The organism is Nocardia sp. No.11 (assembly GCF_038752175.1).
Lineage (GTDB): Bacteria > Actinomycetota > Actinomycetes > Mycobacteriales > Mycobacteriaceae > Nocardia > Nocardia canadensis.
This window is the reverse complement of record NZ_JBCGFB010000087.1, coordinates 1-26,506: the sequence shown is the minus strand read 5'-3', so window position 1 is coordinate 26,506 and position 26,506 is coordinate 1. Positions and strand designations below refer to the sequence as shown.

Genomic DNA, 26,506 nt, shown 5'->3' with positions numbered 1-26,506 from the left:
CGCCGGGCGCGGCGACCGGGCGGGCGTGCCGATTCCGGCCTGGTGCGGCGGCTGCACCGGCGGGCGGGCCGCCGGGGTGTCCGAGCAGTCCGCGGCGTCGAGCGCCAGCCGGTAGCCACGCTTGACCACGGTCTGGATCGCCTTGGGCGTGCCCAGACCGGCGCGCAGCCGGGCGATCGCGGTCTCCACGGCGTGGGTGTCGTCGCCGCCGCCGGGCAGGGCCGAGAGCAGGTCCTCGCGGGAGACGACCCGGCCGGGCTGACGGGCCAGCGACCGCATCAACGCCATCGGCGCGGGCGCCAGCTGACGCACCTCACCGTCGACGACGACGCAGCCACCACGCACGCTGATCAGGTGACCGGCCGCGTAGATCCGGCTCGCCCGGCGCGGCAGCTCCTCGGCGACGTGGCGGGCCAGCGCGCCGAGCCGCGCACGGCCCGGCATGGTGGTCGGCACGCCGAGCTCCTCCAGCGGAGCGGCGGTGATCGGGCCGACGCAGGCCGCGAGCACGCGCCCGCGCAGCGCGTGCAGCACGGACTCGAGCAGGCCGGTCTCCTTGGCCCGCATCAGCAGCGAGGCCACGGCCGGGGCGCTGGTGAAGGTGACACAGTCCAGGCTGCCGGAGATGATCGACTCGATCATGGCGTCCATCGGGCCGCGATCGGCGGGCGGCTCCCAGCGGTACACCGGGACCGGGACCACGTCGGCGCCCGCGCAGCGCAGCACCTCGCAGAAGTCGGGAACCGGCTCCCACTCGGTGGTCGCGCCGTGCAGCTGCACCGCGATGCGGACGCCTTCGACGCCCTCGGCGAGCAGGTGATCGAGCACCTCGGCCGAGGACTCCGAGGCGGGCGACCATTCCTCGCGCAGTTCGGCGGCGCGGATCGCGCCCTTGGCCTTGGGGCCGCGGGCCAGCATCCGGGTCGAGGCGAGCGTGTCACGCAGCGTCTCGGCCAGACCCCAGCCCTCGGCCGCTTCCATCCAGCCGCGGAAACCGATGCCGGTGGTGGCGACGGTGATCTGCGGCGGATCGGCGATCAGCAGCTCGGTGACGCGCTCGAGCTCGGTGTCGTCGGCCAGCGGGATGATGCGGATGGCGGGGGCGGAGACCACGGTCGCGCCCTTGCGGGTGAGCAAGGTGCCGAATTCCTCGGCGCGGCGCGCGGCGGTCACGCCGATGGTGAAGCCGGCCAGGCCGGGGCCACTGTCGGTGGGAGCAGTCATGAAATCAGCCGTCCGAGGATTCGAGGGCCGCGACCTGCACCGGCTCGTTGGATACCGCGACGACGCCACCGTCGAGTTGCACGGCGTAGACCGGGAGGGACTTGGTCGGGTCGTCCAGACAACGACCGTCGATCAGCGAGAAAGCCTGCTTGAGCAGGGGCGAGGCGACGACCGGAATGCCACCGCGATCACCGACGATGCCGCGCGACATCACCGCGGCCCGGCCGAACGGATCGATGTTGCCGACGGCGGCGAGGGTGCCGTCCGTGAGTAGGAACAGGGCGGCCTGCTTGCCACCCTTGAGCAGGACAGCAACGCCGCGGCCCGGGATCAGGAAGTCGAGTCGGCACGCCTGTGTCCAGGTCGCCGTCTCCGTGGTGATGGTGGGTGTGTCGATAACGGTCATCGGTTCCTCCTCCGAACGCCTTACCTATTGGTACAGGCGCCCTGTTTCCGCAGGGTTAAGCGCTTATTTCCCGGCCGCTGCTGTGTCGGAGCCAACACCGGCGGGCATGCCGGGCAGGCCGAGAAGCACAGGCACCTTGCGCTCGCCGCTGTCGTCGAACGAGATGGTCGGGTCGGCTTCGCCAGGGGCGTTGACGAACGAGACGAAGCGCGAGAGCTTGTTCTCGTCCTCGAGCACGGCCGCCCACTCGTCCTTGTAGCCGTCGACGTGCTTGGCCATCGCGGCCTCCAGGTCGTCGGCGATGCCCAGGCTGTCCTCGCACACGACGGCCTTGAGGTAGTCGATGCCGCCCTCGAGCGCCTCCTGCCAGGGCGCGGTGCGCTGCAAGCGGTCGGCGGTGCGGATGTAGAACATCAGGTAGCGGTCGATGTAGCGGATCAGCGTCTCGTCGTCGAGGTCGCCGGCCAGCAGCACCGCGTGCTTGGGAGTCAGGCCGCCGTTGCCGCCGACGTAGAGGTTCCAGCCGTGCTCGGTGGCGATCACGCCGACGTCCTTGCCGCGGGCCTCGGCGCACTCCCGGGCGCAGCCCGAGACGGCCAGCTTCAGCTTGTGCGGCGAGCGCAGGCCGCGGTAGCGCTTCTCCAGCAGCACGGCCATGCCGACCGAGTCCTGCTGGCCGTAGCGGCACCAGGTGGAACCGACGCAGCTCTTGACGGTGCGCAGCGACTTGCCGTACGCGTGGCCCGACTCCATGCCCGCGTCGACCAGGCGCTTCCAGATCAGCGGCAGCTGCTCCACGGTCGCGCCGAACAGGTCGATGCGCTGACCACCGGTGACCTTGACGTAGAGGTCGAACTCCTTGGCGACCTCACCGATGACGATCAGCTGCTCGGCGGTGACCTCACCACCGGGCATCCGCGGCACCACCGAGTAGGTGCCGTTCTTCTGCATGTTGGCCAGGAAGTGGTCGTTGGTGTCCTGCAGCGCGGCCTGCTCGCCGTCGAGGATGTGATCGCTCGAGGTCGAGGCCAGGATCGAGGCGACGGTCGGCTTGCAGATATCGCAGCCGGTGCCCTTGCCGTGCTTGGCGATCAGCTCGGAGAAGGTGCGGATGCCGGTGACCTGCACGACCTGGAACAGCTCGGCGCGCGACTGGGTGAAGTGCTCGCACAGCGCCTTGGACATCTCCACGCCGGACTGCTCGAGCAGCTTCTTGATCATCGGCACGCAGCCACCGCAGGAGGTGCCGGCGTTGGTGCAGCTCTTGATGCCGGGGATGTCGCAGGCGCCCTCGGCGATGGCGCCGCAGATCGCGCCCTTGCTGACGTTGTTGCAGGAGCAGATCTGGGCGTCGTCGGGCAGCGCGTCGGCGCCCAGTTCGGCGCCGGCCGGCGAGATCAGCGCGGCGGCGTCGGCGGGCAGCGGACGGCCGACCAGCGGACGCAGGGCCGCGTACTGGCTGGCGTCGCCGACGAGGATGCCGCCGAGCAGGGTCTGCGCGTCGTCGGAGACGACGAGCTTGGCGTAGGTGCCCTTGGCCGCGTCGTGCAGCACGACCTCGAGCGCGCCCTCGGTGGTGCCGTGCGCGTCACCGAAGGAGGCGACGTCGACGCCCATGAGCTTGAGCTTGGTCGACATGTCGGCGCCGGGGAACTCGCCGGCGCCGCCGAGCAGCCGGTCGGCGACGATCTCGGCGGTGGTGTAGCCGGGGGCGACCAGGCCGTAGCAGATGCCCTCGATCGCGGCGCACTCACCGATGGCGTAGACGCTCGGGTCCGAGGTCTGCAGGGCGAGGTCGGTCAGGATGCCGCCGCGGGCGCCGATCTCGAGGCCCGCGGCCTTGGCCAGGGCGTCGTGCGGTCGGATACCGGCCGAGAACACCACCAGCGAGGCGTGGATCTCGGACTCGTCCGACAGGTGCAGGGTGACGTTGTTCGCCCCCTCCTCCTCGATCGAGACGATCTTGGCGGTGCCGACGCCGGTGTGCACGTTGAGGCCGATGTCGCTGACCAGCTTCTCCAGGATCGCGCCACCACCGGCGTCGACCTGGGCGGGCATCAGGCGGTCGTTGTACTCGATCACGTGCGGGGTCATGCCCATCAGCCGCAGCGCGTTGGCGGCTTCCAGGCCGAGCAGACCGCCACCGACGACGACGCCGTGCGCGCCGGGACCGGCGGCTTCGGCGGCGGCGCGGATGCCGTCGAGGTCGTCGATGGTGCGGTAGACGAAGCACTCGGGCAGATCGTGGCCGGGCACCGGCGGGACGAACGGGTAGGAACCGGTCGCCATGACCAGCGCGTCGTAGGCGATGACGTCGCCGTTGGAGCTGGTGACGGTCTTGGCCGCGGTGTCGATGGCTTCGCCGCGCTGGCCCAGCCGCAGCTCGACCAGGGCGTCGCCGTCGTAGGTGTTACCCGGCAGCGCCAGCTCCTCGGCCTTCCAGCTGCCGACGTAGTAGGACAGGCCGACGCGGTCGTAGGCGGGCAGCTTCTCCTCGGAGAGGATGACGATCCGCCATTCGCCTGCCTCGTCGCGCGAGCGCAGGGCCTCGACGAAGCGGTGACCGACCATGCCGTGGCCGACCACGACCACTGTCTTGCGAGTGCTGTTCATGAGAGTGACCTCCTTGGTAGTGGTCGGTAGTCAGCGAGCCGACGTCTTGGCCGACGAAGCGTTGGTTTCGGCCTCGAGGACCAGGGACTCGGCCTCGACCACGACATCGGAGTCGGTAGGCACGGACAGGCGGGGACGGCGCAGGAACACCGTCCAGGTGACGGCCGCGCAGACCACGTAGAAGGCGAGGAACACCCAGAACGCGGTGGTGGCCGAGGCGGTGGCGGAGTAGGACGAGCGCAGCACCATGTTGATGCCGACGCCGCCCAGGGAGCCGATCGCGCCGACGAAGCCGATCAGGGCGCCGCCTGCGTTCTGCGACCACGCGGCCTGCTCGGCACGCGGGAGCGGCAGGCTCTTGGACTTGGCCTCGAACACCGACGGGATGATCTTGGTGACGGCGCCGTTGCCGAAACCGGAGAGCACGAACAGGGCGATGAAGCCGACGACCAGGAAGGCCATGGTGGCGCCGGAGGCGACGCCGTTGTTGCGGTCGGCCATGGTCGAAGCGGAGATCACGATCAGCGCGGCGGCCATCATGGCGCCGAAGGTGCCGAGCGCGACCTTGCTGCCGCCGATCCGGTCGGCCATCTTGCCGCCGTAGGGGCGAGCCAGCGAACCCAGCAGCGGGCCGATGAAGGCGATCGAGGCGGCGTGCACGGCGGCCTGGGCGGCGGTGTCGCCACCGGCTTTGAAGCTGATCTGCAGGACCTGGCCGAAGGCGAAGCTGTAGCCGATGAACGAACCGAAGGTGCCGATGTACAGGAAGGCGATCGCCCAGGACTGCGGCACCCGCAGGGCCGTGCCCATGGAGGACAGGTCGGCCTTCTGGTTGGTCAGGTTGTCCATGTACAACGCCGCGCCGACCGCGGTGAGAGCGACGAGGACCAGGTAGATCGCGCAGATGAGGTAGGCGTAGTCGCCGCCGAGGGTGACCAGCACCAACAGACCGAGCAGCTGGATCACCGGGACACCGACGTTGCCGCCGCCCGCGTTCATGCCCAGCGCCCAGCCCTTGAGCCGCTGCGGATAGAAGGCGTTGATGTTGGTCATCGACGAGGCGAAGTTGCCGCCGCCGACACCGGCGAACGCGGCGACGACCAGGAAGGTCGTGTACGAGGTGCCCGGCTGGGTGACGAAGTACAGCGTCAGCAGCAGCGGGACCACCAGCAGCAGCGCGCTGAAGATCGTCCAGTTGCGGCCGCCGAAGCGAGCGGTGGCCACGGTGTAGGGGATCCGCAGGAACCCACCGACCAGGGTCGGCATGGCGACCAGGAAGAACTTGCCCGCCGGGTCGATGCCGAACTTGTCGGCGGGCATGAACAGCACCATCACCGACCAGATCGACCACACCGAGAACCCGATGTGCTCGGCGAAGACCGACCAGATCAGGTTGCGCTTGGCAATGTCCTTGCCGCCGGCCTCCCAGGCCGCGACATCTTCGGCATCCCAGTGCTCGATGTCGTGGTTACGCTTCAGCGTGCTCAAGTTGGGCCTCCCAAAAGTGCGATGGCCCAACGGTAGGAAATGGGTATTGCCGGAATGCTGCGGGAAATGTCGCGCGAATCAACGGTTTCTCACCTACCGCGCTTCGGGTAGGTGAGATCAGCCCGTTTGTTTCCGGCGTGTGACACAACGATTTCCGCAGGTAAGGAAGCGGCCAGAAATCGTCGGAATCACCCGTGAGGGTGTGACCTACACAGCATTACTCTCGACGCACACGCGTGCAACTCGAGCGGTGAGATTTTCTCGGCTCAATTCCAGGTGTCTTCGAGCATCCGCGGTTTGCAGGCCTGCCAGGCACCAGCCAGCAGCACGCCGAGGGCGACCAGGAGCAGGGCGAACGGGGCCGGCCAGCCGCCGGTCCAGGTGTGCAGCATGCCGAACAGCAACGGACCGACACAGGCGACGGCGTACCCGACGCCCTGAGTGAACCCGGACAGCGCCGCCGAGCCCCGCGGGGTACGGGTGCGCAGGTTGATCAGGGTCAGCGCCATCGGGAAGGTGCTCGGGCCGAGGCCCAGCAGCACCACCCACAGCACCGGCGCGCCCATGGGCGCGATCAGCAGACCGGCGAAGGCGACGACGAACAGCACCATGCAGGCCACCACGACGGGGAACGGATTGCGCATCCGCGAGACCACGGTCGGCGCACCGAGCGCGGGGATCAGGCCCATCAGCGCGAACAGGCCGACCATGCTGCCGCCGAAACCGGCGCTCGCCCCCGCGTCGGACAGGATCTTGGGCAGCCAGGCGAACATGGCGTAGGTGGTCAGCGAGGTCATGCCGAACATCGCGGCCATCCCCCAAGCCACCGGCGAACGCCAGATCCTGCCGGTGTCCGTCGCCGAATCGACGGGCAGGGCGGTGACGTCGTGCCGGTCGCGGCCCTTGCGGTCGCGCAGGACGAACACCCACGGCACCGCGGCGGCGAAGCCGACCAGCGCCCACACACCCATCGAGATCCGCCACCCGTGGTCTTCCGCCAGCGGCACCGCGACGAACGCGGGGACGACGGTGCTCAACTGCACCATCACGATGTACAAGGAGCTGATCGCGGCCAGCTGATCGGCGAAATACCGCTTCACCAGCGGCGGGATCACCACATTGCCGATACCCATCCCGAGCAGCACCACACCGGAGAAGGCCAGCAGCTCGCCCGTGCCCGCGGAGAACACGCGGGTGAGCGACCCCGTCCCGGCCAGCAGCATCGCGATGAGCACCGTGCGCTCCAGCCCGAACCGGCGCACCAGCAGCGGCGTCACCAGCCCGGCGATGGCGAACATCGCGGTCGGCAGCATGCCGAACACGCCGACGATCGCGGTCCCATACCCGATATCGGCGCCGATCTCCTCCGCCAGCGGGCTGAACGCGGTGACCGCGGCCCGCAACGTCAGCGCGGACATGACAATGGCCGCCAGCACGAGCAGGCGGCCTTCGATCAGCGCGCGGGTACGACTGCGCGTACCGGAATCGGGCAGAGTTCGGGCATCGGGGAGGGTCGCGGTCACCGACAAATCATAGGATGACCCGATGACTAACGCCAAGGGACTGTGAGCGATCTCCAACGCGAGAACATGGACAACTCAACGGGGACGGGCTCACCCGACCCCGCACCCAAGGCTTGCCGCGGCCCCAGATCTCCACGCACCTGAGTCTGGCCGATATTCGCGGGGCGGCGGGTGAGTACCCTGGCTGACGTGCAACCCGTCCGGCGAACCAGCCTCATCGCTCAGGTCACCGAGCAGCTTCGGGCCGAGATCCGTTCCGGCCGTTGGCCCGTGGGCCAGCGAATTCCCACGGAACCGGAACTCACCGAGCTCACCGGGACCGGGCGAAACACCGTCCGCGAAGGCGTCCAGGCCCTCGTGCACGCGGGCATGCTCGAACGCAGGCAGGGCTCGGGCACCTATGTGATCGCCACCTCCGAGGTCGGCGGCACCCTGGGCAAGTTCTTCGCCGACGCCGAGGAGCGCGACATCCTCGAACTCCGCCAGGCGCTCGACACCACCGCCGCCGGCCTGGCCGCACGCCGCCGCGACGACGCCGACATCGCCACCCTGCGCCGACTGCTCGCCGAGCGCAGCAACCGCAACTGGACCGAACCCGACCCGGTCGCCATCGCCGCCGACGTGGAACTGCACCGCGCGATCGTCGTCGCCAGCCACAACGCGGTATACCTGGAGTTCTACGATTCGCTGCTGCCGATCATCGAGCAGGTGATCCACGCGCGCACCGCCCGCTCCGACGACGCCTACGACACCGAGCACGCCGAACTCGTGCAGGCCGTGATCGACGGTGACGCCGACAAGGCGATGCAGGCGACCCGTTGTTTCCTCGGCTCGCTGATCGCCGAGTACCCCGATCGCTGAGTACAGCGAACGGCGGCTGTCCTACATCCAGGTTTCCGGCCGGTCACCGGTCCGCGTTTTCCACGGTGAGCGTGAGTTGGCTGGAACGTCACCTGAGGCCATTGTCACGCAACAACCGGCTTCTACCTTTATCTCGACCCCGCAAGAAGCGCATCGAACGCCACGAAATCCGATGCGCCTCTATCGAGCCCGATCGAGAGGAAGCCGATGACCGCAATCGCCGCCACCGGCCAGGAGACGGAATCCCCGTCCTTCGAATATCAGAAGAAGGGTCGCTGGCTGACCCAGTGGAATCCTGACAATCCGGCGTTCTGGGAAGCCGGCGGCAAGCAGACCGCCCGCAAGAACCTCTGGTTCTCGGTCTTCGCCGAGAACCTGGGCTTCAGCATCTGGGTGATCTGGGGCTCCATCGTCACCGCCATGGGCGCGGCCGGCTTCGACTTCCTGGCCGGACTGGGCAAGGGCAACCCGACCGCGGTCAGCAACGCCCTGCTGCTGACCTCCATCCCGACCCTGGTCGGCGCCGCCCTGCGCATCCCCTACACCTTCGCCGTCCCGAAGTTCGGTGGTCGCGCCTTCACCGCCTTCAGCGCGGCGATGCTGTTCATCCCGACCCTGGGCATCCTCTACTTCGTCAACCAGCCCGGAACGCCGATGTGGGTCTTCCTCGTGCTGGCCTCGCTGGCCGGTGTCGGTGGCGGTAACTTCTCGTCCTCGATGGCCAACATCTCGTTCTTCTTCCCCGAGGGCAAGAAGGGCGCCGCGCTGGGCCTCAACGCCGCCGGTGGCAACCTCGGCGTCGCGCAGACCCAGCTGATCGTGCCGCTGCTGATCACCTTCGGCACCCACGTGATGGCCAAGGACGCGGGCGGCTACCGCTTCGGCATCACCCTGGCGGTGCTGTTCTGGCTGCCGTTCATCGCGGTCGCCACCGTGGGCGCGCTGTACTTCATGGACTCCATCGCCGAGGCGAAGTCCGACGGCAAGTCCTACAAGCTGGCCCTGACCAACCGCCACACCTGGATCATGGCCTTCCTCTACATCGGCACCTTCGGTTCGTTCATCGGCTTCTCCTTCGCCTTCCCGACCCTGATCAAGGCCACCTTCCCGGACCTGGCCAAGATCAGCTGGATCACCACCCTCGGTAACCTCGCCTTCCTCGGCGCGCTGGTCGGTTCGTTCAGCCGTCCGTTCGGTGGCTGGGTCGCCGACAAGGTCGGCGGTGGCGCCAAGATCACCGTCTACGTCTTCGGCGGCATGTCGATCTCGGTCGCGTTCATCGTCCTCGCGGTGGACCTGAAGAGCTTCCCGCTCTACCTGGTCGCCTTCCTGGCGCTGTTCGTCCTGGCCGGCATCGGCAACGGTTCCACCTACCGGATGATCCCGTCGATCTTCAACGCCACCTCCAAGAAGTACGCCGCCGAGCACGGCATCGACATCGCCGAAGCCGCCATCTCGGCCAAGCGTCAGGCCGGCGCCGCCATCGGTGTCATCGGCGCGGTCGGCGCCGCGGGTGGCTTCGTCGTCCAGCAGGCGCTGCGCCTGTCCAACGTCCACCTCAAGACCATGGCCCCCGCCTTCTGGGCCTACGCCGTGGTGTTCCTGGTGATGGCGGCGGTCACCTGGTGGTGCTACCTGCGCACCAGCTTCGCCACCGACCGGGCGCCCTCGCTGGCCTACGCCAGCGTCTGATCCACCCAGCGCGACCCCGAAAGCCACGTTCGGCTCCCCTCACCGAACGTGGCTTTCGGCTGTGTGACAACACTTTTCGTCCGTGGTTGTGGCCGCGATCACCGATCTGCGCTTACCCTGGAGTCCAGACTTGCACCGGGGCGGCAGAGGTGAGCGGTATTGAACATCTCGAACGAGCAGGCAGAGTTACGATTCCGATCCGCAACGGTCGATGATCTGGCCGCCATCGCCGAGCTCGAATCGAGCGAGTTCAGGCCACTGGCCTACCCCTATTTCGCCATTCGGCAATTGTTCGATATCCACGGATCACATTGGCTGGTGGCCGATGTGGATGGTTCGCTCTGCGGGTACGCGATGGTGGCCGTCGGACCGGATTCCGCCTGGCTGATCGGCCTGGCCGTCTCGGCGAATTATCAGGGCCGGGGACTGGGCCGGTCGCTGCTCGATCTCGCTGTCGCGCAATGTCGTTCGTCGCAGGTCGATGCCGTCTTCATCACGGTTCGCCCGTCGAACGTGCCCGCGGCGACGCTGTACAAGAATTCCGGCTTCGTCTGGGCGGGCTACGAGGACCAGTATTTCGGGGTGGGGGAACCGCGAGATCTTTTGGTGCACCGCATCGTTCCCGATTGGCCGAACGCCGATCCCACCGATCGCCGGTGGTACAAGGACCGTGGGCCGGTCGACGAGGGATGACCGACTACGCCGAACACGATCGGCTCGGCGACTTCGTCGCCTCCAAGACCACCCTGATCCGCAGGCACGCGGGCGCTTTCGCCGAGGTCGTCGCCGATTTCCTGCGCGCGCCCGAACCCGCGGGCGAATACCCCCTGCTCGACGAGCTCAACCATCGCGTCGAGCAGTTCCTGGCCGACTACGTGCCGCCCTCGACCCGGCGGGTCGGCGACAGCCTGGTCTTCGCCCATCTCTACCGCGACGCCGATCCGGACATGCTCGACAACGCCGGGCGCGAGCTGTCCTGCGAGACCGTGCTCACCGCGCTGTTCGCCGCCGAGGTCGAATTCCGCGGTCCGCTGCGCCTGAGCCGCACCCAGTCCATCCTGCTGGCCGAGGTGTACGAGGAACTCGGCGAACAACTCTCGGCGCACAAGCTGCCCGCGCACGCCGCGCTCGCCTACCGGCAGGCCTACCGCCTGCACACCACCACCGAGAACCCGCGTGGCCAGGACCGCTGCGGCCTGAACATGGCCCGCGCCAAGACTAGGGCGCGCAGTCCGCGCTGGCGGCGGCTGCCCGGGATGACCTCGGATCTGCTGTGCGGCTACGGCTATCGGCCGTTCCTGCTGCTGGCCTGGATCGCGGTGGAGATCGCGCTGTTCGTCGGGGTCTTCTATCTGTCGAGCACCGGGATCGGCGTCAACACCGCCGTGCGGGTGGGACTGCTGAACTTCCTGAATCCGGTAGGCACCGACGATCTGCCGAAGCTGGGATCGTTCGCGCAGGCCACCCTGATCGTGGAGTCCTACGCCGGCATCGTGTCGACCTCGGTGTTCTTCGCGCTGCTGGTGCGCCAGTTGTTCCGACTGTGATCACCACCGCGACTGGCTGCGGGTCAGCGCCCCGAGGGTCGCCACCGCGACCCGGTCGCGCAGCTGCCCGATCCGGGAATTCCACTGCACGGTGAAGCCGGGATCGGCCTCCAACCCCGTCCACAGGCCACGCAGCGGGGCGGGGGTGAACGCACCGGGCAGCCACAGGTGCACGAGGTGTTCCAGCAGTGGGGTGAGCACCTGGGCGGGCGAGCTACGCGACAGCTCGGCCATCTCGGCCTCGTCGATCACCTCGGTGAGCACCGTCAACAGCCAGTCGTGCATGGCCAGGTCCTCACAGAAGCCCTGCACCGCCGTCAGTTCCGCCTCGTCGCCGACCACGACCGAGGCCAGCCGCGTCTCCTCGTCGAGCAGCACGAACGACATGCTCGGCGCCTGCTCGCGGTCCACCCGCGCGGCCCAGCGCAGCCGCGACGCGCTGGTCTGGATCGGCGGCTTCTGATTCAGCATCGGATCGGTGCGCACCCGCATGTGCAGCCGGGCCGCGATCGCGCCCGGGTCCAGCGTGGCCGTCGCCGCGTCTGCGGGGCCGAGGAAGCCGTCGACCAGCTGAGCGCTGATGTCCGGCGGTATCCGGGTGAGGATCTCGACGATGCCGATCCGGCCGAGGTAGTGCCCCCAGCTGCGCCGATGCGTACCCTCCCCGGCGGTCACGGTGGCCGTCGCCGAGCTCTGCAGGATCCGCCCGCCCAGGACGACCGCGTGGGCCGCGACGGTCCCGACTCCCCGCACCCGGCCGCGGGTCGGGGTGGCGAGCCTGCAGTCGACGCCTTCGGAGATCACCGGGGACCGCGCCCAGCTGACGGGCCGTTCCCGCGATTGCACGCGCCTGCCCCGCACCAGGGTCAGCAATTCCGCCGCCGACCCGCGGCTCAGTGCCGCCGACTCCGGGAGCAGGCCGGTGCGCACTTCACCCAGAAGCGCCAGCGGTCCACCGCTGAGTTGCATTGCTGCAGCGTAGCCCGTCTGCGCTGGGGACGGCATCGGATCAGAGACTGCTGAGGAAGAAATGCGAGAGCCGGTCGGTGACGTCGTCGGTCATCGCGATCCCCTGCTCGCTCGCACGCCGGGTGATCAGCCCGACGACGGCGGGGTCGGGCTGCACATGGTCGAGGATCATCCGCACCGCGTGCTCGATGCCCACGTACCGCTGCGGCAGCAGCGACAGGGAGCGGAACGCGGCGAACGGCGCCGCCCGCTCCTGCAGCCGGATCACGCTCGGGAAGTCCGCCCAGCGCGCCGGCCATTCGTGGCCCGGCTGCCAGTACTCGGCGTCCACGATGGCCCTGCCCTCGTAGCGCAGCATCCCCAGGCGCAGCAGTTGCCAGACCGAGGCCAGGAACGGACACGACCACAGCACGTCCTGGCCGGCGCCCCGGTCCCGCCACATCTCGACGTCGAGGAAGATGTTGTGATTGCGCGCCGCGAACTCCACCGGCGGCCGGTAGCTGACCTCCATGGCGTGGCCCGGCTCGTGGTCGCTGGACCGCTCGCCGTTGCACAGCCAGCCGGATTCCGCGGTCGGTGGCCTGCGCCCGGTACTGCCCGGCGCCGGTTCGGCCACGATCGAGTCGGCGACCATCTGGGCCAGCGGGATCCGCGGTTCGTCGTGCTGACGGCGCAGATACCGGCTGCACCCGGCCTCACTGGCCAGGTAGTCGATCCGGACGCCGCACTCCTGCGCGATACGCAGCAGTTTCGGCACGATCCGGCGCGGATCGGCGTCGGTCTGGAAGTAGTCGTCGAGCAGGAAGCAGGTGCTCACCCGCACCCGCGAGGCACCGCCTGCGGCCTCGGCGAAGTCCTGCCTGGCGATCTCGGTGAACGCCTCGAGCAGTGGTGCCACGCGCCGGAATTGGGCGGCGATCGTCGCTTCACCGTTGAGCAGATCCGACATGTAGAAGTGCCCGACCTCGATGGACACATGCGACAGCGGTACATCCTCGACACGCACTGACGCCGTCGACTCGGCGTAGACGGCGCCACCCACAACCACAGCCCCTGTCAACCCGTCCGGATAGAATCGTCGCGATTCTAGCCATCACGTCGGCGCGCCCATCGATCGGACACGCCCGGTCGAATTTTCTCCTCCCCCAGTCCCTTTCGCAAGTTTTGTCGCGATTGCGCGCATCGTCCCCACCCGGCGTCGTCCTGCGGTTACACCCGCACCCACGTCGCGCGATCCCACAGCCGCCGCGCCAGTTCCTCGAACGCGTCGACGGTGGCGCGATTGGCGATACCCGCGTTCACATCCGCGTCGAGCACGATCTGCTCCCGCCACTGCAGCACGGGCTCGACCGGCGTCTCCCCCAGCAGCGCGCCTGCCCCGAGCCGGTACTCGGCCGCCAGCGAGCGCAGCGCGTCGTTCTGCTTGAGCAGCCACGCCGCCTGGGGTCCGCCGTTGGCCGCGTGCTCGTCGGTGACACGCGGAACGGCGGTGCGGACGAAGCGGATCCGGGCCAGCAGGTCGTCGGGGGCGTAGCCGAGTTCGACGCCGGTCTTCAGCAGGCCCTTGGGCCCGTGCACCAGGCCCTGGGCGGCCATCAGGTGCTGCCGAGTCCAGCGGTGGTAGACCAGCCAGCACACCTCCTTGTCCGGCATGTCCTGGGGACGCGTCGCTTCCAGCGCGATCTGCATGGCCACCGACCGGCCGGCGCTCAGGTCGACGATGACCACCTTGTAGGTGCTGTCCAGGTCGAGCAGCAGCTCGCGGCAGCGGCGCACCACGTGCGCGTCGTTGGCCGACATGGCCTCGCCGCCGCCCTCGTCGCCGGGCAGCAGGACCAGCTTGCCGCCGCGAGATCGCTGGCTGCGCAACGCGTCCCGGTTGGTGTTGGCCCGCACGTCGATGCGCTGCGGCAGGCTGTTGTGGCCGCGCAGGTACGAGTGCAGGCCGCTGCCGGAGGCGGTGCCCCGCTCCACCGCGCTGATCTCGAACAGCGCGCCCGCGGTCGGCGAGCCGAAGTCGAAGTCGAGGTAGGCCGTGCTGATCCCGCGCAATCCCAGCCGGTAGGCCAGATTGCAACTGGTCACCGACCGTCCGGTGCCGCCCTTGTCCGAGGTGGCGAAAACGATCATGGGATCACGTGCTCCTCATCGCGTCGAGACGAGCGTAGGCGAGCCGGTCGAGTTCGATCAGGGCCGCCGAGGCGAGCGTGAACGCCGTTCCCGGTTGCAGATTCACCACGTCTCTGGCCCGGGCCAGCTGCTGCTCGACACCGTCGAGCGCGATGCGGTTGGCCGAGGTGTCCTCGACGCTGACATTGAGCATCTCCTGGTTGAGCAGGTGCTCGGCCTCGTTGAGCAGTTCGACCGCGCGCACCACCATGGCCGGTGAGCGCAACGGCGCCTCCCGGTAGGTGCGGTCGGCGGTGACCAGGCATTCGATCACGCGCTCGGTCATGTACCAGGACGGCAGGGTCTGGCCCGGCTGGGCCGCGGCGCCGAAGGCCGCGCCGGGATCGTCCCACAGGCCCGCGGCGTCACCCTCGGTGATCATCCGCAGGTCCAGGTGGTCCATCACCTTCTTGGCGAGTTCCATCAGGCGATCGCGCGCGGTGATGTTGCCCGACAGCCGGGCCGCCTGCAGGCTGCGCTTGAGCAGAACCGGCGCGAAGTCCGAGGCGATCCACTCCAGCCGGGAACCGCCGCCGTCGACGAGTTCGCTGCCGCGCAGTGTCATCCGGACGCCGGGATGGTGCAGGGCCAGCGACGGGTCGTCCTGGGTGGGCCTGCGGATGATGCGGCCGCGGCGGGCCAGCTCGTCGAAGATGCCGATCGCGCGGGTCAGGTCGTCGTCGGAGGCGGTGCGGGCCACCAGTTCCTGGATCAGCACCGCGGACACGAGCAGGGAGAAGTAGTCCGATTCCTCGCCGTCGGAGGTGCGCCACGGGATGTCTTCCAGCGGCCAGGTGCCGCTACCGAATCGCGCGACGGTCGCCCAGTAGCGCTGGGTGATGTCCCAGCGGATGCGCAGCGCCTCGGCCAGGCGGTACTGGGTGTCGTCGAGCAGGTCGAGTTCCCGGGTGCGCTGGGAGAGCACGTCGTTGATGCCGTCGAGGGCGGTGATGGTGAAGTAGAGGTAGGGCCTGGGGTCGGCGTAGCCGACGCTGGAACCGATCGCGTCCGGGACGAAGTCGACCGGGTCGGCGCCCTGCACCACACCCCAGCTCCAGCCGCACTCGAACAGCAGATCCTCGTCGTCGAGTTCGGATTCCGGTGCCCGGCCCAGCGTGACGTCGTTGCGCAGCCGGGCGCGCACACGATCGAGGCTGCGGGCGACGGCGTCGACGACGACCTTCTCCGGCTGCCCCGACTGGTTGAGCATGCCCAGCATCACCTTGCCGGCCGGCGAGCGCGGCGAGGCCGTGTTGACCACGAAACTGCGCACCAGGCCGGTCATGGCGGCGGTCAGCCGGGTACTCAAACCGGTACTGAGCTCGGCGATCCTGGCGCTGATGTCCTTGCGCCGCTCGGTGCGCGCCCAGCGGTCGAACACGCGCGCGAAGCCCAGCGCCGCGATGCACAGCGTCACCGACATGGAGTAGCCGTCGACCACCTCGAGCGCGTGCTGGGCGGGCGACGGCTCGGTGTCACCGGTGGTGCGCAGGTAGCTGCCCGCGTCGAACCGGGGCAGGCCGTCGGGCGCGGTGTTGCGCGCCAGGTACTCCTCGACCAGGCCGAGCACGGTGATCCCGATCCTGGCCTGGCCGCCGAACGCCTCGAGGACGACCCTGACGTCGTCGGACATCGCCTCGGGACGGTCCAGCGCGAAGCTCTCGATCTCGGTGGCCGGATACAGCAGGCACAGCAACTGTTCGGAATCACTGATCGAATTGGCGCCGAGGACACCGTCCCAATGCCATTTCTCGTCCCGATAGCAGGCCGAGAGCATGGCGCTCCAAATATCCAGAATCTGTTGTCTGGGCTGGATTCTCACCCGCAGCAATCCTCACCGCTCGTGACGGGCCGCACGGGTCCCCCGGTCCGGCGCAGGACACATGGCGGCGATGCTCGATGAAGATAGCACGGGATATCCCAGGAAACGTTGGGTCTCAACGGATTTGAAATCACATCCGACCCATCGGTCACGATCGGCGCAATTCGCCCTTACAGCGCCAATCGGACCATGTCCGCCGTGCGGGCCAGACCGGGAAAGGCCTCCGGGGTCGAGCGCGGATGCAAGGCGTGTACCGCGAGCCGGAAGATCAAGGCGCGCAACAACATCTGCGGCCATTCCGGCAGACTGGCCCAGCGGTCGAGCAGTCCGTCGTCGCCACCGCCCCAGGCCAGGGCATCCACGACGACCACGCCGGCCGCCCAGGTGGCCGGGCGCCAGTACGGCGTGATGTCGGTGAGGCCGGGCGTGTGCGCGCCGGCGAACAGGACGGTGCCGAAGAGGTCGCCGTGCACCAGCTGATCGGGGCTGCGCACCGGCTTGCGCAGGGTGGCCAGCTGGCCGATCAATTCCAGGCTGCGCTGCCCGTCGGGGGTCGCGGCAATCGGGACGCCGCCCGCGCGCAGACTGCGCAGCGGCACCGATTCCCAGGCGGCCCGGTCGGCGGCGACGAAGACATCGACGTCCACCCAGGGCGCGACCGGCGGCTGCACCAGGAAACGCGGGCGTTCCAATTGCGCTGTCGCCTTGTGCAACCGCAGCGACACCGAGACCACCTCGTCGTGGCGCGGTTCCGGCGCGCCGTCGACGAAAGTGTCGGCCCGCCAGCCGGAGACCACGTACCGGCCATCGGTGGCGCGCACCGGGCGCGCCACCCGCAGACCGTCGACCGCGAGCGTCTCGCGCACCTTCGCCGACCACGCGGCCCGCGCGTGATCGGCGACCGGACTCAGCACCACGTCACCCAGCCGCCAGCCACCGTCCCAGTCACCGAGGGAGACCGGTGTCACTGCGCGAAGCCCGAATGTGGCCCGCACATGCTCGGGAGGTTCGACTGAGGTCACGGCCGTACCGTAACCCCGCGGCTACCGCCCGAGCCCGAAGGCACGCTGGCACACTCCACTTTGCGACCTCGCCGCAATCTTCGGCGAGGTCGGCAACAGCGTGGTTACCGGATCAGTACACCGGCAGCGAGGGATCGACCTGCTTGGCCCAGGCGACGACGCCGCCCTGCAGATGCGTGGCGTCGGCGAAACCGGCCAGCTTGAGCGCCGCCAGGGCCTCCGCCGAACGGATACCGGTCTTGCAGTGCAACACGATCGGCTTGTTCTGCGGCAACTCGGCCAGCGCCTCGCCGGACAGGATGCGGTCCTTGGGAATCAACGTCGCGCCGTCGATGTGGACGATGTCCCACTCCACCGGCTCGCGGACGTCGATCAACTCGACCTTGTCCGCGTCGAGCAGATCCTTCAGCTCGGCGGCGGTGATCGTGGACCCGGCCGCGGCGGCCATGCCCTCCTCCGAGACCACACCGCAGAACGCCTCGTAATCGATCAGCCCGGTGATCGGCTGACGCTCCGGATCGCGGCGCAGCTTGATGGTGCGGTAGTTCATGTCCAGTGCGTCGTAGACCATCAGCCGGCCGAGCAGCGTCTCACCGATGCCGGTGATCAACTTGATCGCCTCGGTCACCATCACCGAACCGATCGAGGCGCACAGCACGCCCAGCACGCCGCCCTCGGCGCAGGAGGGGACCATGCCCGGCGGCGGGGCCTCCGGGTACAGGTCGCGGTAGTTGATGCCACGGCCGTCGGGAGCGTCCTCCCAGAACACCGAGACCTGGCCCTCGAAGCGGTAGATCGAGCCCCACACATAGGGCTTGCCCGCGAGGACGGCGGCGTCGTTGACCAGGTAGCGGGTGGCGAAGTTGTCGGTGCCGTCCACGATCAGGTCGTACTCGCGGAAGAGCTCGACCGCGTTGTCCGGCTCCAGGCGGATCTTGTGCAGCCGCACGTCGATCCCGGAGTTGATCTCCCGGATGGAATCGCGGGCGCTGTCGGCCTTCGAACGGCCGATATCGGACTCGCCGTGGATGATCTGGCGCTGCAGGTTCGACATGTCGACCTCGTCGAACTCGACGATGCCGAGGGTGCCGACACCGGCCGCGGCCAGATACAGCAGGGCGGGTGAACCCAGACCACCCGCACCGATCACGAGCACCTTGGCGTTCTTCAGGCGCTTCTGACCGTCGACGCCCAGATCGGGGATGATCAGGTGCCTGCTGTAGCGAGCGACCTCGTCCTTGGTCAGTTCCGCGGCCGGCTCGACGAGCGGCGGCAGGGACCCGTTGAATGACACGTCAGAGCTCCTGTGCTTGTTGGCGGCTGGCGCCGCGGGTTTTCGGCCTNGCGGCGGCAGGGACCCGTTGAATGACACGTCAGAGCTCCTGTGCTTGTTGGCGGCTGGCGCCGCGGGTTTTCGGCCTCGTGACCTCGCCGTCGAGGGGCGAGGCTCCGGCTACGCCGTTACGCCTCGCCCCTCGACGGCGAGGCGGCCGAAAACCGTACGGGTTGGCATTGGTGACAACGTCGCCTGCCGCGGGGTTCTTCCCGTCCATGGTCGCGCATCACCGCGACCGTCACCCTCTCGGGTACGGCCACGGGTTGAAGCGGCAGGTCTTGCCGTCGGCGGGGACCACGCCGTGCGGGTCGAGCAGGGCGATGTCGTTGTTCTTGGTGCCGAAGGTCTGCTGCATCATGATCGGCGCCAGGCCGCCGTCGGTCTCGCAGGGCTGGTGCCCGTGGTAGCCGATGGCGTGGCCGACCTCGTGGTTGATCTGGTACTGCCGGTAGGAGCCGATGTCGCCGTCGAAGGCGAGCGCGCCGCGCACCCAGCGCACCTCCGAGAGCACCACGCGGTCGATGTCGGCGTTGTAGCAGGACGAGTCGATCGGGATCTCGAATCCGCACGCGGCGCGGGTGCTCTCGCGGGAGGTCAGCGAGAGCCGGAAATCGGGTTCGCCGGTGTCGACGCGCTGGAAACCGAAGCGCGGGTCGTGGGTCCAGCTCTTGGGGTTGGCCAGGGTGGTCTCCACCATCTTGGCCACGGCGGCGTCGCCGCCGAAGGGCGCGGTGTCGATGCCGTCCTCGACCTCGACGGTGTAGCGGAACACACGCTCGGTGCCCGCGCCCACCTGCGGGCTGGTGCCGGGCACCACGTGCCAGGTGCCCGCCGCGCGGTCGACGTACTCGCCGCCCTCGGGCAGCGCGCCCAGCGGCAGATCGGCGGGGAACTTCCCGTCACCGGGCGGGGCGCCGATGATGCCGGACTGGGCGATCTTCGGGCTCAGCGCGCCGAAACCGGGCTCGGTCGCGGCGGGCATCGGGCTCGCGCGCATCGCGTCGACGACGACGAACACGGTGACGGCCAGCAATACCGGCAGCGCGTAGGCGCGCCAGCCGTAGCGGCGCACGAATCGGCCGATCGCGCTCTGCTTCTTGGCCTCCCGCTGCGGGCTGCGCGGTCGGCCGGTGTCGGCGTCGGTGGGGTTCCAGTGGGCGCGCAGCGGCTGCCGCGACTTGTCGGCGGGCTGGTAGAGCCCGAGCGGGTCGTAGACCTGCAGTTCTCGCCCTTCTGGCGCCGACGTCACGGAACCGGACTCGGTGGGTTGCGTGGGGCGAGCGACATCGCGCCCGCCGCCGGATGGTCGTTCCGGTCGGTCGGTCACCCCACCAGATTCTCACAGTGCGCAAGCGCGACCTCGCGGCGGCCGCAGGAGATCACGCGGTTACGGCCCGGCGAACCCTGGGGACTGGTACTACATTTCCAGGGCGAAACTTGATGGGAACACCGTGCGGGTATCGTTCGTGGGACACCGGACCGCACCCCTGGGCCGGGGTAAACGACAAAGAGAGCCGAGATGACAGACCTCGTGGACCGCATGACCTCGCGCCGATCGGTGCCGGAAACGGTCCCGGCAAAGCGCGGCACCCGGCTGCCCCGTGACGAGCGACGCCAGCAACTGCTGCTCGCCGCCAGCGAAGTGTTCGTCCAGCGTGGCTACCACGCCGCGGGCATGGACGAGATCTCGCAGGTGGCCGGCGTCAGCAAGCCGGTGCTCTACCAGCACTTCGCGAGCAAGCTGGAGCTGTATCTGGCGGTGCTGCAGAACTATGTCGACATCCTGGTGTCGAGCGTGCGCCAGGCGCTGCGCTCCACCACCGACAACAAACAGCGCGTGCGCGCGGCGGTCGCCGCGTACTTCGATTTCGTCGACAACGAGATGCAGGGCTTCCGCCTCGTCTTCGAATCCGATCTGACCAGCGAACCGCAGGTGCAGCGCCGGGTCGAGCAGGCCACCGAGGCGTGTGTGGACGCGGTCTTCGACCTCGTCGCCCACGACTCCGGCCTGGACCCCTACCGGGCCCGCATCCTGGCCGTCGGCCTGGTCGGCGCCAGCCAGTTCACCGCGCGCTACTGGCTCGAGGCCGACCGCCCGATCCCCAAGGACGAAGCGGTCGACACCACCGTGGCGCTGGCCTGGGGCGGCCTCAAGCACGTCCCCCTGCACCCGATCGGCTGAGCGCACCGGCCCAGACCAGACGAAAAGCCCCGCACCGGAATCCGGTGCGGGGCTTTTCGGTGTCAGGACCTTCAGACCGTGGCGAAGCCGACGCGGCCGGTGGCGGGCGAGCCGATCTCGACGTAGGCGACCTTGGCCGACTGGATCAGGAACTTGCGCCCCTTCTCGTCGGTCAGCGACACCACACCGCTCGCGCCGCTCAGCGCTTCGGAGACCAGCGCCTCGATCTCGTCAGGGCTCTGCGCGCTGTTGATGATGAGCTCGCGCGGGCTATCCGAAATACCGATCTTGACCTCCACGGCCAAACCTCCGAACGTAAGAGTCCTGTGTTGTCGACTCCAGGCTAATGCAGGCGGGCGACGCCGGTGTCATGCCCGCCTGCGCTCTGAGCGAACGGGGTCAGGCGGGCTCGACCAGTTCGATCTCGAGCTCGATCTTCACGGTGTCGGACAGCATGCCCGGCATCGGGACGCCGACGCCGAAGTCGGTGCGCTTGATCGTGCCGGCGGCGGAGAAGCCGGCGTGGCGGGTGCCGTCGGGGAAGTCGGCGACGCCGCCCCACTCGACGTCGAGGGTGACCGGCTGGGTGACAGTGCCCAGGGTGGCCTCGCCCGCGACGGTGAAGGACTCGGCGACGCGCACCGGTCCGGTGGCGCGGAAGGTGAGGGTCGGGCGGTTGGCGACGTCGAGGAAGTCGGCGGCGCGGATGTGGGCGTCGCGGTCGGCGTTGCCGGTGTCGAACGAGTCGAGGGCGATGGTGGCGCCGATGGTGGCCGCGCCGGTCTCGTCGACCACGAACTCGGTCTCGAAGCGGGTGAAGCCGCCGCGCACCTTGGCGATGCCGAGGTGGCGCACCGTGAACGAGACCGAGGAGTGGTGGGTGTCCAGCGCCCACGATCCGGTCTTCAGCTGCTGGGTCTGTGTCGAGGAAGTCATGCCTCCACCCTCACCGGACCGTGGTCCGCTAACCAGACCGCGCTTATCCTGGACCCCGCAGGGCGTGGCTGCGGGAGCGGGGACCGGGCACCATCGAGACATGGCAGGCGAAGACATGACAGATCGGCACGGCGCCCGCTCGGCGTTCGCGGAACTTCTGGTCGCGCGCCGGGCCGAGTTGCGGCCCGAGGAGGTCGGTCTGCCCGGCGGCGGCAGGCGACGCACCCCCGGCCTGCGCCGCGAGGAGGTCGCGGTGCTGGCCGGCGTCAGCGCCGACTACCTGGCCCGGCTCGAGCAGGGGCGTGACAGCAATCCGTCGATGGCCGTCGTCGACGCGCTGGCCACCGCGCTGCGCTTCAACGACACCGAGCGCGCGCACTTCGGCTGGCTGGCGCTGACCAGCAGCGCCGAAGCCCGCTGCCCGAGCACGGCGTTCGATCCGGAACTCGATCAGGTGCCCGCCGCGCTGCGCGGCGTCGTCGACGCGATGACGCCGACGCCCGCGTTCGTGCTCGGCCCGCGGGCGAACGTGCTGGCCTGGAACAGCGCGTGGGCCGATCTGGTCGGCCCGATCGGCCTGCTCGACGATCCCGACCAGGTGAACCTGGCCGTCTGGACCTTCCGGCACGCGCAGGCCCGCGTCACGGTGACCGACTGGGCCCGGCTCGCCGATCATCTGGCCGACCAGCTGGCCCGGACCCGGCTGCGCCGTCCCGAGGACGACCGGGTCGCCGGGATCATCACCCACCTGTGCGCCGAGCCGGAATTCGCCCGGCGCTGGCAACCGCACCGGCTGGCCGAGGACGTTCCCACCCTGCTCGGTTTCGAGCATCCGGTCCGCGGCACCGTCACCTTCACGGTGCAGACCCTGGCCGCCGAACGCGATCAGCAGGTCGTCGTCTGGTTGCCGAGGGAGGCCGCGACCCGTGCGCCGGAGCTGCGCCTGGTGCCCGGGCACGCGGTCGGCGAGTAGGTCCTACAAGCCGAGTTCGGCCATGCGGGCGGCGTGGCGCTCCTGCATGCGGTCGAACAGGGTGGCGATGCCGTTGAGGTCGCCGGTCGCGGCCAGCACCAGTTCGGCCAGCTCGTCGCGCTGGGCCATCACGTACTGCGCCTGGGTGATCGCCTCGCCGAGCAGCCTGCGGCCCCAGAGGGTGAGGCGGTCGCGCTCGGAGCGGCTGGCCGCCACCGCGCTGCGCACCTCGTCGACGACGAACTGGGAGTGGCCGGTCTCGGCGAGCACCTCGCGCACCACGTCGGCGACCTCGGCGGGGAGCACGCCGACGATCTCGGTGTAGAAGTCGGCGGCCAGGCCGTCGCCCACGTAGAACTTGACCATCGACTCGAGCCAGGTCGAGGGGTCGGTGGAGGCGTGGTAGGAGTCCAGCGCGCCCTGGTACTGCGCCATCGAGGCCTCGGGGTCGGCGCCCCGCGCGGCCAGGGCCGCCTCCAGGGTCTCGAAGTGCGCCAGCTCGGCGGCGGCCATCTTGGCCACGGCCACCCGGCCGCGCAGCGACGGCGCCAGCTTGGCCTCTTCGGCCAGCCGGTAGAACGCGGAGATCTCACCGTAGGCGACGACCGCGAACAGCTCGGTCACCCCCGGGTGATCCGCGGCGAGCGGTTCGGTCGAGACAACATCCGACGCGGCAGAGGTCTGTGCTCCCATGACTGTCAACCTTAGTCCCGATCGATGATCAGTCGCGCTCCGCCAGGAACTTGTCGAGGTAGGTCCAGGTGGTGTGACGGGCGTCGGGCCCGGCGAGGATGCCGAGATGACTGCCCGGCGCGACCTCGTAGGTGACCGAGGGCGATCCGGTGAGGGTGCGCAGGCCCGCCTCGACGGCGGCCTTGGGCGTGATCACGTCGGCGGTGCCGCCGACCAGCAGCACCGGCACCCGCACGTCGGCGAGCTCGATGACGCGGTCGCGCAGCTCGAGCCTGCCCCGGCCGATGTCGTTGGCCAGGATGAACCGGCCCCAGATCTGACCGTAGAAGCGGCCGGGGTAGCCGGGCATGGCGGCCTGGAACCGGTCGATGGATTCCATCTTGGCCAGCGTCTCGGTGCGAGTGATGTTGTTCGCGAGGAACAGCGGCCGGGCCAGCTCACGGTCGATGGCCGCGAGCCGGTAGCCGATCTTGACCAGCGGCGCGGGAATGCCACCCGCCGCCCGCACCAGCGCGGTGGTGGCCTGGCCGCCGGTGATGCTCGCGACCGCGCGCAGCTGCGGCATCCCGAGCATCTTGTTGTAGTCCAGCGGCGAGCCGACGCCGGTCACCGAGCGGATCGGCAGTTCCGGGTTCGCGGCCGCGGTGAGCAGGGCGAAGACGCCGCCGATGGACCAGCCGACCAGGTCGACGGGGGCGCCGCCGCGATCGGCGCTGGTGCGCAGGATCGCCTCGGGCAGGATGTCGGTGACCCAGTCCTCGAAGCCCATCCGGCGATCGGCGAAGGAGATGTCGCCGTAGTCGACGAGGTAGGTGGAGCGGCCGGTCGAGACCAGGTGCCGCGCCAGGCTCTGGTCCGGGCGCAGGTCGAAGCAGGTCGCGGGCGCGGCCAGCGGTGGCACCAGCAGTACCGCGGAATCCGTTGTGGCCGAAGACGATTCGGAATCGTAGCGGCGCAGCAGACGGTGCGGCTCGTCCCACAGCACGGTCGAGGGCGCCGGGTCCGGCGCTTCGATGCCCGCGCCGAAGCTCAGCGCCCACGCGTTGCGCGCGGCGGTGGTGACGGTCTCGGTGATGCTCACGCCCAAGAATGTCTCACACCCGGTACCGGCGGTACCAAGTGAGTTCTGTTACACGCGCCGGACACGCGCGAATTCCGCGCCGCCGAATTGTGCTGTGACACACCGCGGGACCACCGGAATGTGACGGCGCGCCGGTATTCACCCCGCGCTGCGACGAGCCGAAATTCGGGTTGCGAACAATATCACGCTACAATCACCGTGGACAACGCTAGTTTCCTCGCCCCGGCAGACCCTGCGGGCGCGACACTCCCGCTCTCGCGGGCGCTGCGCTCCACCGGCGGTCAGCGCGGGCGGACGGCGGCGATGTCCATGGAAAATGTGCGCGCACCGAATCCGCATCACCGATGTGCCGCACCGACGACGCGCTAGCGATCGGTGCAGGCCCGGTGAGTATCACAGGCGGATATGTGGTCGTCGCGGGCCGACCGGCCCGCCCCACCTCGTGCGTGCGAGATGCAATGACGAGGAAGGCACGAACCCTGAGCAAGATCACTGTCGAACAGGAACCCGGTTTGACCGACACTCTCCTGACGGCCGAACTGGACAACACCCACATCCCGCCGAGTTTCGCCGAATTGGGCGTGCGGGAGGAAATCGTGCGCGCGCTCGGCGAGATCGGGATCGAACGCACCTTCGCGATTCAGGAACTGACCCTGCCGCTGGCGCTGGCCGGTGAGGACCTCATCGGTCAGGCCCGCACCGGCATGGGCAAGACCTTCGGTTTCGGCGTCCCGCTGCTGCACCGCATCGCCACCGCCGACACCGGCACCACCCCGCTCGACGGCACCCCGCGCGCCCTGGTCATCGTGCCGACGCGCGAGCTGTGCATCCAGGTCACCAAGGACCTGGAGAACGCGAGCAAGTACCTGACCAACCACCAGGGTTCGCTGAAGGTCGCCGCCATCTACGGTGGCCGCCCGTACGACACCCAGATCGCCGCGCTGCGCGAGGGCGTGGACGTGGTCGTCGGCACCCCCGGCCGCCTGCTGGATCTGGCGAACCAGAACCACCTGATCCTCGGCAAGATCGGCGTGCTGGTCCTGGACGAGGCCGACGAGATGCTCGACCTGGGCTTCCTGCCCGATATCGAGCGCATCCTGTCGATGGTGCCCGACAAGCGTCAGACGATGCTGTTCTCGGCCACCATGCCCGGCCCGATCATCACCCTGGCCCGCACGTTCCTGACCAGGCCGACGCACATCCGCGCCGAGCTGGCCAACGATTCCGCCGTGCACGACCGCACCGCGCAGTTCGTCTACCGCGCGCACGCGCTGGACAAGAGCGAGCTGGTCGCGCGCGTGCTGCAGGCCGAGAGCCGCGGCGCCACGATGATCTTCACCCGCACCAAGCGCACCGCGCAGAAGGTCGCCGACGATCTGGCCGAGCGCGGTTTCGCGGTCGGCGCGGTGCACGGCGACCTGGGCCAGATCGCCCGTGAGAAGGCACTGACCAAGTTCCGCAAGGGCAGCATCGACGTGCTCGTGGCCACCGACGTCGCCGCACGCGGCATCGACATCGACGACGTCACCCACGTCATCAACTACCAGTGCCCCGAGGACGAGAAGACCTACGTGCACCGGATCGGCCGCACCGGCCGCGCGGGCCGCACCGGTGTCGCGATCACCCTGATCGACTGGGACGAGCTGCACCGCTGGGCGTCGATCGACAAGGCGCTGGGCCTGGGCATCCCCGAGCCGGCCGAGACCTACTCCCGCTCGCCGCACCTCTACGCCGATCTCGGCATCCCGGAGGGCGTCACCGGCGTCGTCCGCAAGCCGAAGCCGGTCCGCGAGGAGGGCGACGTCGTCGAGGAGCGCGCCGAGCGTCCCAAGTCGACCCGCTCCCGCCGCCGCACCAGGGGCGGCAAGGCCGATGCCACGGCCACCGAGCCGACGCAAGCCGACGCGAGCACCGACGAGACGGCGGCCCCGGTCGACGACGCCACCGAGGGCGACAAACCGGCCCGCCG

General features: G+C 69.2%; 23 protein-coding genes. 7 read left to right on the top strand and 16 right to left on the bottom strand.

Features of this window, described 5'->3' with window-relative positions; all coding sequences use genetic code 11:
• The 5 genes from V8688_RS22650 to V8688_RS22630 all read right to left on the bottom strand — a co-directional run.
• A partial coding sequence (locus V8688_RS22650) for a uroporphyrinogen-III synthase (protein WP_342801641.1) occupies positions 1-1,224 on the bottom strand: 1,224 nt, incomplete at its 3' end.
• 4 nt (positions 1,225-1,228) lie between these two features.
• Positions 1,229-1,630, bottom strand: a complete 402-nt coding sequence (gene nirD / locus V8688_RS22645) for a nitrite reductase small subunit NirD (RefSeq protein ID WP_218718024.1) — start codon at positions 1,628-1,630, stop codon at positions 1,229-1,231.
• Positions 1,631-1,693: 63 nt separating this feature from the next.
• Entirely contained in the window at positions 1,694-4,243 is a 2,550-nt protein-coding gene (nirB, locus tag V8688_RS22640; RefSeq protein ID WP_316575867.1) for a nitrite reductase large subunit NirB, read from the bottom strand.
• A 30-nt stretch (positions 4,244-4,273) separates the two neighbouring features.
• The gene (locus tag V8688_RS22635; RefSeq protein ID WP_218718026.1) at positions 4,274-5,731 is read right to left on the bottom strand and encodes a nitrate/nitrite transporter; all 1,458 of its coding nucleotides are present in this window, start codon (positions 5,729-5,731) and stop codon (positions 4,274-4,276) included.
• 266 nt (positions 5,732-5,997) lie between these two features.
• A complete protein-coding gene (locus V8688_RS22630; protein WP_316575869.1) occupies positions 5,998-7,254 on the bottom strand; it encodes an MFS transporter in 1,257 nt (418 codons plus the stop codon).
• Between the two features lie 189 nt (positions 7,255-7,443).
• On the opposite strand from V8688_RS22630, the gene V8688_RS22625 reads away from it, so the two are divergent.
• The 4 genes from V8688_RS22625 (at position 7,444) to V8688_RS22610 (ending at position 11,354) form a co-directional block, all read left to right on the top strand.
• Positions 7,444-8,115, top strand: coding sequence for a FadR/GntR family transcriptional regulator (locus tag V8688_RS22625; protein WP_218718028.1), 672 nt, complete (start codon positions 7,444-7,446; stop codon positions 8,113-8,115).
• Between the two features lie 207 nt (positions 8,116-8,322).
• A complete protein-coding gene (locus V8688_RS22620) occupies positions 8,323-9,807 on the top strand; it encodes an MFS transporter (protein ID WP_218718029.1) in 1,485 nt (494 codons plus the stop codon).
• Between the two features lie 159 nt (positions 9,808-9,966).
• Entirely contained in the window at positions 9,967-10,500 is a 534-nt protein-coding gene (locus V8688_RS22615; protein ID WP_218718030.1) for a GNAT family N-acetyltransferase, read from the top strand.
• On the top strand, positions 10,497-11,354 hold the full coding sequence (locus V8688_RS22610) for a hypothetical protein (protein WP_342801640.1): 858 nt from the start codon (positions 10,497-10,499) through the stop codon (positions 11,352-11,354). Before V8688_RS22615 ends, V8688_RS22610 begins: the two co-directional genes overlap by 4 nt.
• Here the strand turns inward: V8688_RS22610 and V8688_RS22605 are convergent, their stop codons facing one another.
• The 7 genes from V8688_RS22605 to V8688_RS22575 all read right to left on the bottom strand — a co-directional run bounded on the left by V8688_RS22605 (position 11,355) and on the right by V8688_RS22575 (position 19,921).
• Entirely contained in the window at positions 11,355-12,323 is a 969-nt protein-coding gene (locus tag V8688_RS22605; RefSeq protein ID WP_342801639.1) for an SCO2521 family protein, read from the bottom strand. It abuts the gene before it with no gap.
• Positions 12,324-12,363: 40 nt separating this feature from the next.
• Positions 12,364-13,365 (bottom strand): SCO2522 family protein, encoded by a 1,002-nt coding sequence (locus tag V8688_RS22600; protein ID WP_218718045.1) that lies wholly within the window; start codon positions 13,363-13,365, stop codon positions 12,364-12,366.
• 167 nt (positions 13,366-13,532) lie between these two features.
• On the bottom strand, positions 13,533-14,453 hold the full coding sequence (locus V8688_RS22595) for an SCO2523 family variant P-loop protein (RefSeq protein WP_218718033.1): 921 nt from the start codon (positions 14,451-14,453) through the stop codon (positions 13,533-13,535).
• Between the two features lie 4 nt (positions 14,454-14,457).
• Entirely contained in the window at positions 14,458-16,314 is a 1,857-nt protein-coding gene (locus V8688_RS22590; RefSeq protein WP_308248450.1) for an SCO2524 family protein, read from the bottom strand.
• A 170-nt stretch (positions 16,315-16,484) separates the two neighbouring features.
• The gene (locus V8688_RS22585) at positions 16,485-17,336 is read right to left on the bottom strand and encodes a TIGR02569 family protein (RefSeq protein ID WP_342801638.1); all 852 of its coding nucleotides are present in this window, start codon (positions 17,334-17,336) and stop codon (positions 16,485-16,487) included.
• Positions 17,337-17,448: 112 nt separating this feature from the next.
• A complete protein-coding gene (gene moeZ, locus V8688_RS22580; RefSeq protein WP_218718035.1) occupies positions 17,449-18,630 on the bottom strand; it encodes an adenylyltransferase/sulfurtransferase MoeZ in 1,182 nt (393 codons plus the stop codon).
• 280 nt (positions 18,631-18,910) lie between these two features.
• Positions 18,911-19,921 carry a DUF3152 domain-containing protein gene (locus V8688_RS22575; RefSeq protein WP_218718036.1) on the bottom strand — a complete coding sequence of 337 codons (1,011 nt, stop codon included), beginning with the start codon at positions 19,919-19,921 and terminating at the stop codon, positions 18,911-18,913.
• Positions 19,922-20,191: 270 nt separating this feature from the next.
• On the opposite strand from V8688_RS22575, the gene V8688_RS22570 reads away from it, so the two are divergent.
• Positions 20,192-20,854 (top strand): TetR/AcrR family transcriptional regulator, encoded by a 663-nt coding sequence (locus V8688_RS22570; RefSeq protein WP_019048689.1) that lies wholly within the window; start codon positions 20,192-20,194, stop codon positions 20,852-20,854.
• 71 nt (positions 20,855-20,925) lie between these two features.
• Here the strand turns inward: V8688_RS22570 and V8688_RS22565 are convergent, their stop codons facing one another.
• Together V8688_RS22565 and V8688_RS22560 are read right to left on the bottom strand one after the other, a co-directional pair.
• Complete coding sequence (locus V8688_RS22565) at positions 20,926-21,153, bottom strand: DUF3107 domain-containing protein (RefSeq protein WP_218718037.1); 228 nt, start codon at positions 21,151-21,153, stop codon at positions 20,926-20,928.
• 100 nt (positions 21,154-21,253) lie between these two features.
• Positions 21,254-21,790 (bottom strand): YceI family protein, encoded by a 537-nt coding sequence (locus V8688_RS22560; RefSeq protein ID WP_218718038.1) that lies wholly within the window; start codon positions 21,788-21,790, stop codon positions 21,254-21,256.
• A 100-nt stretch (positions 21,791-21,890) separates the two neighbouring features.
• On the opposite strand from V8688_RS22560, the gene V8688_RS22555 reads away from it, so the two are divergent.
• Complete coding sequence (locus V8688_RS22555) at positions 21,891-22,763, top strand: helix-turn-helix transcriptional regulator (RefSeq protein ID WP_342801637.1); 873 nt, start codon at positions 21,891-21,893, stop codon at positions 22,761-22,763.
• Positions 22,764-22,766: 3 nt separating this feature from the next.
• Here V8688_RS22555 and V8688_RS22550 read toward each other — a convergent pair whose 3' ends face one another.
• Together V8688_RS22550 and V8688_RS22545 are read right to left on the bottom strand one after the other, a co-directional pair.
• Positions 22,767-23,456 (bottom strand): ferritin-like fold-containing protein, encoded by a 690-nt coding sequence (locus tag V8688_RS22550; protein ID WP_218718039.1) that lies wholly within the window; start codon positions 23,454-23,456, stop codon positions 22,767-22,769.
• A 28-nt stretch (positions 23,457-23,484) separates the two neighbouring features.
• Positions 23,485-24,537, bottom strand: coding sequence for an alpha/beta fold hydrolase (locus V8688_RS22545; protein ID WP_342801636.1), 1,053 nt, complete (start codon positions 24,535-24,537; stop codon positions 23,485-23,487).
• Positions 24,538-24,995: 458 nt separating this feature from the next.
• Between V8688_RS22545 and V8688_RS22540 the strand changes: the two genes are divergently transcribed.
• Positions 24,996-26,506: DEAD/DEAH box helicase (locus tag V8688_RS22540; RefSeq protein ID WP_342801635.1), on the top strand; the 1,511-nt coding region annotated here is incomplete at its 3' end.

Bases quoted from the DNA above. Each gene is read 5' to 3' on its own strand.
- V8688_RS22555 (WP_342801637.1), top strand. From the start codon at position 21,891: ATGGCAGGCGAAGACATGACAGATCGGCACGGCGCCCGCTCGGCGTTC.
- V8688_RS22570 (WP_019048689.1), top strand. From the start codon at position 20,192: ATGACAGACCTCGTGGACCGCATGACCTCGCGCCGATCGGTGCCGGAA.
- V8688_RS22620 (WP_218718029.1), top strand. From the start codon at position 8,323: ATGACCGCAATCGCCGCCACCGGCCAGGAGACGGAATCCCCGTCCTTC.
- nirD (WP_218718024.1), bottom strand. From the start codon at position 1,630: ATGACCGTTATCGACACACCCACCATCACCACGGAGACGGCGACCTGG.
- V8688_RS22605 (WP_342801639.1), bottom strand. From the start codon at position 12,323: ATGCAACTCAGCGGTGGACCGCTGGCGCTTCTGGGTGAAGTGCGCACC.
- V8688_RS22560 (WP_218718038.1), bottom strand. From the start codon at position 21,790: ATGACTTCCTCGACACAGACCCAGCAGCTGAAGACCGGATCGTGGGCG.
- V8688_RS22595 (WP_218718033.1), bottom strand. From the start codon at position 14,453: ATGATCGTTTTCGCCACCTCGGACAAGGGCGGCACCGGACGGTCGGTG.
- V8688_RS22550 (WP_218718039.1), bottom strand. From the start codon at position 23,456: ATGGGAGCACAGACCTCTGCCGCGTCGGATGTTGTCTCGACCGAACCG.
- nirB (WP_316575867.1), bottom strand. From the start codon at position 4,243: ATGAACAGCACTCGCAAGACAGTGGTCGTGGTCGGCCACGGCATGGTC.
- V8688_RS22610 (WP_342801640.1), top strand. From the start codon at position 10,497: ATGACCGACTACGCCGAACACGATCGGCTCGGCGACTTCGTCGCCTCC.